7 protein-coding genes and 1 pseudogene are annotated in these 9,086 nt (G+C 73.8%); 6 read left to right on the top strand and 2 right to left on the bottom strand.

Features of this window, described 5'->3' with window-relative positions; genetic code table 11:
* From ABT300_RS38090 to ABT300_RS38070, 5 genes are all read left to right on the top strand, one after another.
* The coding region (locus ABT300_RS38090; RefSeq protein WP_351686017.1) for a substrate-binding domain-containing protein at positions 1 to 646 on the top strand (646 nt) is incomplete at its 5' end.
* 124 nt (positions 647 to 770) lie between these two features.
* A complete protein-coding gene (locus tag ABT300_RS38085; RefSeq protein ID WP_351686015.1) occupies positions 771 to 3,443 on the top strand; it encodes a SpoIIE family protein phosphatase in 2,673 nt (890 codons plus the stop codon).
* 165 nt (positions 3,444 to 3,608) lie between these two features.
* The gene (locus ABT300_RS38080) at positions 3,609 to 4,379 is read left to right on the top strand and encodes a hypothetical protein (RefSeq protein WP_351686013.1); all 771 of its coding nucleotides are present in this window, start codon (positions 3,609 to 3,611) and stop codon (positions 4,377 to 4,379) included.
* A 336-nt stretch (positions 4,380 to 4,715) separates the two neighbouring features.
* Positions 4,716 to 5,804, top strand: coding sequence for a PP2C family protein-serine/threonine phosphatase (locus tag ABT300_RS38075; protein ID WP_502978079.1), 1,089 nt, complete (start codon positions 4,716 to 4,718; stop codon positions 5,802 to 5,804).
* A gap of 69 nt (positions 5,805 to 5,873) precedes the next feature.
* Positions 5,874 to 6,875 carry an NAD-dependent epimerase/dehydratase family protein gene (locus tag ABT300_RS38070; protein WP_351686009.1) on the top strand — a complete coding sequence of 334 codons (1,002 nt, stop codon included), beginning with the start codon at positions 5,874 to 5,876 and terminating at the stop codon, positions 6,873 to 6,875.
* A 30-nt stretch (positions 6,876 to 6,905) separates the two neighbouring features.
* Here the strand turns inward: ABT300_RS38070 and ABT300_RS38065 are convergent, their stop codons facing one another.
* Positions 6,906 to 8,018, bottom strand: a complete 1,113-nt coding sequence (locus tag ABT300_RS38065) for a sensor histidine kinase (RefSeq protein WP_351686007.1) — start codon at positions 8,016 to 8,018, stop codon at positions 6,906 to 6,908.
* A gap of 2 nt (positions 8,019 to 8,020) precedes the next feature.
* A complete protein-coding gene (locus ABT300_RS38060; protein WP_351686005.1) occupies positions 8,021 to 8,782 on the bottom strand; it encodes a response regulator in 762 nt (253 codons plus the stop codon).
* Between the two features lie 127 nt (positions 8,783 to 8,909).
* Here ABT300_RS38060 and ABT300_RS38055 point away from each other — a divergent pair.
* Positions 8,910 to 9,086 (top strand): annotated as a pseudogene (locus ABT300_RS38055) (glycosyltransferase); the annotation flags it as partial.

The following is a 9,086-nucleotide window of genomic DNA, read 5'->3' as shown; positions in this document are numbered from 1 at the left end:
GGCGCTGGAGCGGGTCCCGGCCGACGTGCCGTGCGCCGCCGTCGTCGAGGCCCCGCCGCCCGGCCGGACCCCTCCCCGTCCGGCGGTGTGGGCCGACGACCGCGAGGCCGCCCGGGCCGCCACCGCTTACCTGCTGGAGCTCGGCCACCGGACCGTCCACTACCTCGCCATCCCGACGTCCGTGGGCGCCCGGCAGCCCGAAGGCCCCGAAGGCCCCCGCGCCCAGGGCTGGCGCGCCGCCCTGGAGGCGGCCGGCGTCACCCCGCCCGACCCGCACGGAGGCGCGGGCTGGGACGCGCAGGTCGGCTACGACGAGGGACGCAGGCTCGCGGAGGACCCCGAGATCACCGCGATCCTGTGCGGCAACGACGACCTGGCGCTCGGCGTGCTGCGCGCCCTGCACCACGCCGGACGGAGGGTGCCGGACGACGTCAGCGTCGTCGGCTTCGACGACGCCCCGCACTCGGGTTTCCTCACGCCCGCCCTCACCACCGTGCGGATGGACTTCCAGGGGTTGGGCCGCGACGCCTTCGCCCTGCTGCGCGGCCAGTTGGAGAGCGGCCTGCAGCCATCCGAGCCGACCTTCGCCGGCACCGATCTGATCGTCCGTGAGAGTTCCGGGCCCGTCGGCGGCCGAACCGGCTGACGCCGCCCGGCCGCACGGAATCGGAGCGTGCCGTGAGTGCACACCGGGCCACCGCGTGTGACGAGTTCGCCGAAGCCCTGCGTTCTGGGGTGATGGGGGATGCGCGGCGCGGTTAGATGGGGCTATGGATCGACGGCTCGGTCGTCTGCGGTCCTGGCAAGGGCTACGAACCGTCGCCGGCCAGGTGTTCGTTCTTCAGGTCTTCATCATCCTCGTGCTGGTGGCGGCCGCGGTCGCGGCCCTGCTGCTCCAGTCGCGCACCGATGCCGAGCGCGAGGCCCGCAACCGCACCCTCGCGGTGGCCTCCGCCGTCGCCTCCTCCCCCTCCGTCGTCCAGGCCCTGGGCGAGCCGAAGCCCACCGTGGCCCTGCAGCGGCAGGCCGAGCAGACGCGCCGCCGCTCCGGCGTGGACTTCGTCGTGGTGATGAGCGTCGACGGCATCCGCTACACCCATCCCAACCCCGCGCGCATCGGTCAGCACTACATCGGCAGCATCACCAAGGCCCAGCACGGCGGAGTCGTCACCGAGACGACCACCGGGACGCTGGGCCGGTCGGTGCGCACGGTCGTCGCCGTCAGGGACCCGGGCGGGAAGATCGTCGGGCTGGTCTCCGCCGGCATCACTGTCAAACGGGTGAGTGTGGCGGCCGACCGGCAGGCGCCGCTCGTCCTGGCGGCGACGGCGCTGGTGCTCGCGGCGGCCACCGCGGGGAGCGCGCTGATCAGCCGACGGCTGCGCCGGCAGACCCACGGACTCGGTCCGGCGCAGATGACCCGGATGTACGAGCACCACGACGCCGTCCTGCACGCGGTGCGCGAAGGGGTCCTCATCATCGACCAGCAGGGCCGGCTGCTCCTGGCCAACGACGAGGCACGGCGCCTGCTGGAACTCGACGCCGACGTGGAGGGGCAGCCCGTCAGCAGCCTCGGCCTGGAGCCGAGGGCCGAACGACTCCTGCTGTCCGGCACGACGGCCACCGACCAGGTGCTCAAGGTCGGCGCCCGGCTGCTGGCGGTCAGCCAGCGTCCCATGGAGCGACTGCCCGGCCCCGGAGGCTCGGTCACCACCGTGCGGGACACGACGGAACTCAGCGCCCTGGTCGGGCGCGTGGAGGTCGTCCAGGAGCGGCTGAGCCTGCTGTACGAGGCCGGCCTGCGCATCGGAACCACCCTCAACGTGACGCGCACGGCGGAGGAACTGGCCGAACTGGCCGTGCCCCGGTTCGCCGACTACGTCACCGTCGACCTGGCCGACGCCGTGCTGCGCGGCGAGGAGCCGAACCTGGCGAACATCACGGAGCTGCGCCGGGTCGCGCTGCACGGCGTCCGCACGGGCACACCGCTGTATCCGACCGGCGAGCTCATCCACTTCGACCCCTCGACCCCGCAGGCCGCCGGCTTCGGCTCGGGGCGGATGGTGCTGGAGGCCGACATGGCGGCGTTCTCCGGCTGGCAGGCGCAGGCCCCCGACCGCGCTCGCGCGCTGGTGGCCTCCGGCATCCACTCGATGATCGCGGCTCCGCTGCGGGCGCGCGGAGTCATCCTCGGGGTGGCGACCTTCTGGAGGTCGCGGGAACCCACGCCGTTCGACGAGGAGGACGTCTCGGTCGCGGAGGAGCTCGTGGCCCGTGCGGCGGTGAGCATCGACAACGCCCGCCGCTTCACCCGCGAGCACGCCACGGCCGTCGCCCTGCAGCGGACCCTGCTCCCGCACGCGCTCCCCGAGCAGAGCGCCGTCGAGGTGGCGCACCGCTATCTGCCGGCCGAGGCGGGCCTCGGCGGCGGCGTCGGCGGTGACTGGTTCGACGTCATCCCACTGCCCGGGGCGCGGGTCGCCATCGTGGTGGGCGACGTCGTCGGGCACGGCCTGCACGCCGCCGCCACCATGGGGCAGTTGCGCACCGCCGTCCACAACTTCTCGTCGCTCGATCTGCCGCCCGACGAACTGCTCTGGCACCTGGACGAACTCGTCACCCGCATCGACCAGGACCGGGACGACGAGAACGGCGACACCCCGACCCTGACCGGCGCCACCTGCCTGTACGCGGTCTACGACCCGGTGTCCGGCCGGTGCTCGATGGCGCGGGCCGGTCATCTCGAGCCGCTCGTCGTCCATCCGGACGGCCAGGCCCGGCCGGCCGGGGCGCCCGCCGGACCGCCGCTGGGACTGGGCGGGCTGCCCTACGAGAAGACGGAGATCCAACTGCCGCCGGGCAGCAGCATCGTGCTGTACACCGACGGTCTGCTCGAGGAACGGCAGCGGGACATCGACGAGGGGATCGAACGGCTGCGCGGCGTCGTCGCACACCCCGGACGCACACCTGAACAGATGTGCCAGGCGGTGATGGACGCCCTGCTGCCCGCCACCCCGCGCGACGACGTCGCCCTGCTCGTCGCCCGCACCCGGCTGCTCGACGGTGACCGGACCGCCGTATGGGAGGTGGAGTCGGATCCCGCGGCCGTGTCCGGTGTGCGGGCCTGTGTCAGCGGCCTGCTGCACGACTGGGGACTGGACGAGGAGGCGTTCACCCTGGAACTGATCCTCAGCGAACTGGTCACCAACGCCATCCGGTACGCGACCGGCCCCATCACCGTGCGCGTGATCCGCGACCGCAGTCTGATCTGCGAAGTGTCCGACGGGAGCAGCGTCTCACCGCATCTGCGCCGCGCCGCCGGCATGGACGAGGGCGGCCGCGGACTGTTCCTCGTGGCCCAGTTCGCCGACCGCTGGGGAACGCGCTACACCCCCGAAGGCAAGGTCATCTGGACCGAGCAGCAACTGCCCGCGCAGCAGTGAGCGTTCACCGGATTTGAGCGACTGCGGGCGGTGGGGGCGCGAGGTGCGGACCACGGGGGCGCGGGTCGCCGGGTCGCGGGAGATTGTGCGCATGTGCGACGCGGTCATGAGCAGGGTGAGTACTATGCGGCAAAACCACGGCACATCACTCCAAGGAGGGCCCTCATGGCCGACACCCAAGACGAGACGACCAGCCTCAGGCCGCTGTACGCCGCCCGGTTGGCCGACGACCTGAAGCACAACACCGAGGAGCAGGAGCGTCTCAGCGGCGAAGTGACCGCGCTTCAGGAGAAGTTGGAGTCACTGCGTCATGACCACGCGCTGCTGCTCAACATGCAGCAGGCGCTCGGCGGGGCCGAGCAGACGGGCGAGGCGGCGTCCGCCGACGCGCCCACGGCTTCCGTTCCCCGTCAGGCCGCGCCCGCCGCCGCTCAGGCCGGTGAGCCGAAGAAGAAGGCGCGCGCCAGGAAGGCGACGTCCTCCCCCAAGGCCGAGTCGGCGCCGAAGGCCGGCTCCTCGGTGAAGCCCGCGCCGAAGGCGGCGTCGTCCGCGAAGTCCGCGCCGGCGTCCAAGGCCTCGGCGGCCACGAAGTCCGCGCCGGCGGCGAAGAAGGCGTCGGCGCCGGCGGCCAAGAAGGCGCCCGCCGCCAAGCCGGCGTCCAAGGCCGGCGACGGTCCGACGCTGCGTGACCTCGTCGTCAGTCACCTGACCCGCGAGGGTGCGCCCCGCTCGGCCCTCGAAGTCACCGACGCGCTCACCGGCTCCCACCCCGAGCGCGGCGTCAAGATCACGGTGGTGCGCAGCACCCTGGAGGCTCTGGTGGCCAAGGGACAGGTCCGTCGCAGCAAGCAGGGCAAGTCCGTCTTCTACTCGACGGAGTCCGTCCCCGCCGCTGTGGAAGCCGCCGCGGAGGAGAAGGAGCCGGCGACCGTCTGACGCGTCCCGGCTCACCTCCGCTCGACCCGCCGACGGGGGCGGCGGCGGAGTGGGTGCGCGGCGGCGAACATGCCGCCGGGCGGAGCAATCGCCGGTGTGCCGCGGCTGCGCACAGCAGGCTGGACCTCTTGCCCGGGCCGTGTGACAGGAGTCCGCTGTGCGAAGGCCGTGTAACCCCGACCGAGCGACATGCCGCCCGCCTGCACGGCACGCCCACCGGGTGGCGCGCTGGAGCCAGGGGTGAGCCAGGGGTTCCCCGACCGGCGGCCGGGCGCCGCCGTGACGGCGCGGAACCTACCGCCCGCGCCTCCGGCGTGGGTGCGCAGACTCGCGCTGATGTACGTGGTCGTCCTGCTGCTGATCGAGCCCGTGACGCCCCCGCAGTGGCCGGTGAGTTTCGCACTGATCGCCGTGCCGCTGCTGACGGCGTTCGCCCACGGTCCTTACGTGGTCGCCGGCGCCACGGTGTTCGCCGTCCTCTTCGAAGGCGTGCTGGCCGGCACCCCGTGCTGCGCGGGCCGGTCCGTCGGTCAGCTGTGGGATCGCCACTACGTGGCCTCGTACGTCTGCACCGCCCTGGTGGGCGCCCTGGGCACGATCCTGGCGGCCCACCGGATCCGTCGTGAACGCACACTCGCCGACGTGCGTTTCGTGGCCGACATCGCGCAGCGCGTCCTGCTCAGGCCGGTCCCCCACCGGATCGGCAGCCTTCGTCTGGAGAGCCTCTATCTCGCCGCCGCGGCCGAGGCGCGCATCGGCGGTGACCTCTACGAGGCCGTCCCCACGCCGTTCGGGGTGCGGCTCCTCATCGGCGACGTCCGCGGCAAGGGTCTGCTCGCGGTGGAGACCGCGGCCGCCCTGCTCGGCGCGTTCCGCGAGGCGGCGTACGACGAGCCCGGTCTCCCGGCCCTGGCGGGACGCATGGAGACGAGCATGAGCCGCAGGGCGACGGTGACCGGCGGGCCCGACCCGGGCGAGCGTTTCGTCACCGCCGTCTTCGCCGAGGTGCGCGCCGGCGACCATGTCGTCCGGATCGTCAACTGCGGTCACCCGCCCCCGCTGCTCATCGGGCCGGACGGGGTCCGCGAACTCGACCGGGGGCGCTCTGCCCCGCCGCTCAACCTCGGCATGCTCGTCGGCGGCGATCCGTATCACGTCGAGGACTACGCCTTCCGGCCCGGCGACCAACTCCTGCTGTACACGGACGGCGTCACCGAGACCCGTGATCCCGGCGGCGCGTTCTACCCCCTGCACGGGCGGCTGCGCTCCTGGGGGGTGCTGCCGCCCGACGAGCTGCTGAACCGGCTGCACACCGACCTGCTGGCCCACAGCCACGACCGGCTGCAGGACGACATCGCGGCGCTCACCGCGTGTCTGCTCACGGACGAGGAGTGCGCGCCGCGGGGCGGGGCGGCCCTCGGCTGAGTCTTACGAAGCCATGACGTGACGGGCGCGGACCAGGTCACCAGGGGTGCGCCGGTCTAGCGTGACGTCATGCGTGTACTGGTCACCGGCGGCGCCGGGTTCATCGGGTCCCATGTGGTCGAGGCGCTTCTGGCGCGCGGTCACGAACCCGTCGTGTTCGACGTGCGGGCCGACCTCGCCGCGGACGTGCGCGACGAGGAGGCGGTGGCGCGTGCCCTGGACGGGGTCGACGCGGTCTGCCACCAGGCCGCCTTGGTCGGGCTGGGCGCCGGGTTCGCCGATGCCGTGGAGTACGTCTCCCGCAACGACATGGGCACCGCCGTCCTGCTGACGGCCATGGCCGGGCGGGGTGTGCGGCGGCTGGTGCTGGCCGGCTCGATGGTCGTCTACGGGGAGGGGCGTTACACCTGCGCACGGCACGGTGCGGTGCGGCCGGGGCCCCGGCTCGTCGCCGACCTGGCGGCCGGGCGTTTCGAGCCTCGGTGTCCGGCGTGCGGCCGGGACCTGTCCCCCGGGCTGGTCGGCGAGGACGCGGCCGCGGACCCGCGCAACGTGTACGCGAGCACCAAGCTCGCCCAGGAGCATCTGGCCGCCGCGTGGGCGAGGTCGACGGGCGGGTCGGCGGTGTCGCTGCGCTACCACAACGTCTACGGGCCGAGGATGCCCCGGGACACCCCGTACGCCGGGGTCGCCTCCTTCTTCCGTTCGGCGCTCGCCCGCGGCGAGGCGCCGCGCGTGTTCGAGGACGGGATGCAGCGACGGGACTTCGTGCACGTCCGGGACGTCGCGGCGGCCAACGCGGCCGCGCTGGAGGCGGATGCCGCCGCCGGTGCGCTCACCGCGTACAACACCGGCAGCGGTGAGCCGCACACCGTCGGCGAGATGGCGGCGGCGCTGGCCGCGGCCCACGGCGGGCCGGAGCCGGTCGTGACCGGCGAGTACCGGCTGGGGGACGTCCGGCACGTCACGGCCGACTCGTCCCGGCTGCGGGCGGAGCTGGGCTGGAAGCCGCAGGTCGGCTTCGCCGAAGGCATGCGGGAGTTCGCGTCGGCGGGCATGCGCTGCGCGTAGGACCGCACCGGGCCGGTGGTGCTGCCCGCGTCATGAAGCTGCCGCGGGCAGCACCACCTCGAAACGGCAGCCGCCGGGGATGTTGCGCACGGTGGCCCGGCCCTGGTGAGCCTCCACGATGCCGCGGACGATCGCCAGACCCAGTCCGGCGCCCGCCGGCGGCGTCCGGGCGTGGGTGCCGCGCCAGCCGGTGTCGAAGACGCGCGGCAGGTCCTCCTCGGGGATGCCGCCGCAGCTGTCCGAGACGGACAGCACCACGCCGTCGGGCGAGCGTTCGGCGCTCACCATGACGGTGCCGTCGGCGGGCGTCCGGCGGATCGCGTTGACCAGCAGGTTGCCGAGGACCCGGCTCATCTCCCTGCCGTCCACCTCCACCGGCAGGGGTTCCACCCGGTCCCCGACCAGGCGCACGCCGTGCTCGTGGGCCAGCGGGTACGCCCCGGCGAGGGCGTCGCCGACCAGGTCGTAGACGGACATCCGGGCCGGGGACAGGGCGAGGGCTCCGGCATGGATGCGGGACAGCTCGAAGAGGTCGCCGACCATGTCGTTGAGACGTTCGACCTCGGTGCGGATCTGGCGCAGATAGCGGGCGGGGTCGGCGGCGACGCCGTCCTCCAGCGCCTCGGACATCGCGCGCAGGCCCGCGAGGGGGGTGCGCAGGTCGTGCGAGATCCAGGCGACGAGTTCACGCCGGGACGACTCCAGCGCGCGCTCCCGCTCCCGGGACTCTGCGAGCTTCGCGCTGGTGGCCTCCAGTTCGCGGCTGAGTGCGGCGAGTTCGGCGGTGGCCGGTCCGTGGGGTGCGGTGAAGTCGCCGCCGTCGCCGAAGGAGCGGGCGGCGAGGGCGAGTTCGCGGCTGCGGGCGACCACCCAGCGGCCGAGGGCCAGCGCGGTGACCAGGGAGACCACGGCCGCCATGGCGACCACCGTGGTGACCACGCTCAGGTCGTGCGGGGACAGGAACATCGCCTGCGCCACGGCGAGGGTGCCCGCGAGCATGGCGGTCACGGCGACGGCCGCCACCACGGTGAGCGAGCTGGTCAGCGAGCGGCGGCGCAGCAGCCACAGGGTCCCCGCGCCGAGCAGTCCGGCCGCGCCGGCGCCGAGCAGGGCGTACAGGGCGATGAGGAGGCTGTCGCGCACGGTCACTCCTCGCCCGGGCCGGCCGGGACGGCCGGGTCGAAGCGGTAGCCGACGCCCCACACCGTCTGGATCAGGCGGGGCCGGGCGGGATCGTCCTCGACCTTGTTGCGCAGCCGCCGGACGTGCACCGTGACGGTCGACAGGTCGCCGAAGTCCCAGCCCCACACCTCCCGCATCAGGTCCTCGCGGCTGAACGCCCGTCCGGGATGCCGGAGGAAGAAGGTGAGGAGGTCGAACTCGCGGAGGGTCAGCGCCAGTTCGGCGCCGTCGCGGGCGGCGCGCCGGGCCGCCGGGTCGACGGTGAGTCCGGCCGCGCCGAGGGCCCGCCCGTCTGCCGCGGGCCGGGTGCGGCGCAGCACGGACTCCACCCTGAGCACCAGTTCGCGGGGGCTGAACGGCTTGGTGACGTAGTCGTCCGCGCCGACCTCCAGGCCGAGGACGCGGTCGTCCTCGTCGCCGCGGGCGGTGAGCATGATGACCGGGACGGGGCCTCGGCCGCGCAGTCGCCGGCACACCTCGAGGCCGTCCATGCCGGGCAGCATCAGATCGAGAACCACCAGGTCGGGCCAGTGGGCGGCGGCGCCGGCGAGGGCGGCGGGCCCGTCGCCCGCCCGGTCCACCAGGTACCCGGCGCGGTCGAGGTAGCCCGCGACGACCTCGGCGACGGTGGGATCGTCGTCGACGACGAGGATCCGGGCGCGGGCGGCCCCGGTCCCCCGGCCTGCGGGGGCGTCCGCGGCCTGCTCATACGGCTGATGTTCCATACGGCCAGCCTCGCACCGCGGGCCGCCTCGCGTCGCTCCCGCGGCCCCCGTCCCTCGTCGACGTCCGTGTTTCGTAAGGAGCCGGACTCCGAAATGCCCGATTCGCGTTCGTAGGGTGAGAGGCGTGATGACCCCTCCCCCGCTCGAGGACGTCGATGTCGTCCTCCCCTGTCTGAACGAGGCCGAGGCGCTCCCCTGGGTGCTCTCCCGCATTCCCGCCGGCTGGCGTGCGATCGTCGTCGACAACGGGTCGGCCGACGGCTCGGCGGATCTCGCCCGGCGACTCGGCACCGCCGTCGTCCAC

This window comes from Streptomyces sp. NPDC001027 (genome assembly GCF_040299045.1).
Lineage (GTDB): Bacteria > Actinomycetota > Actinomycetes > Streptomycetales > Streptomycetaceae > Streptomyces.
This window is presented reverse-complemented; position numbering and strand designations above follow the sequence as displayed.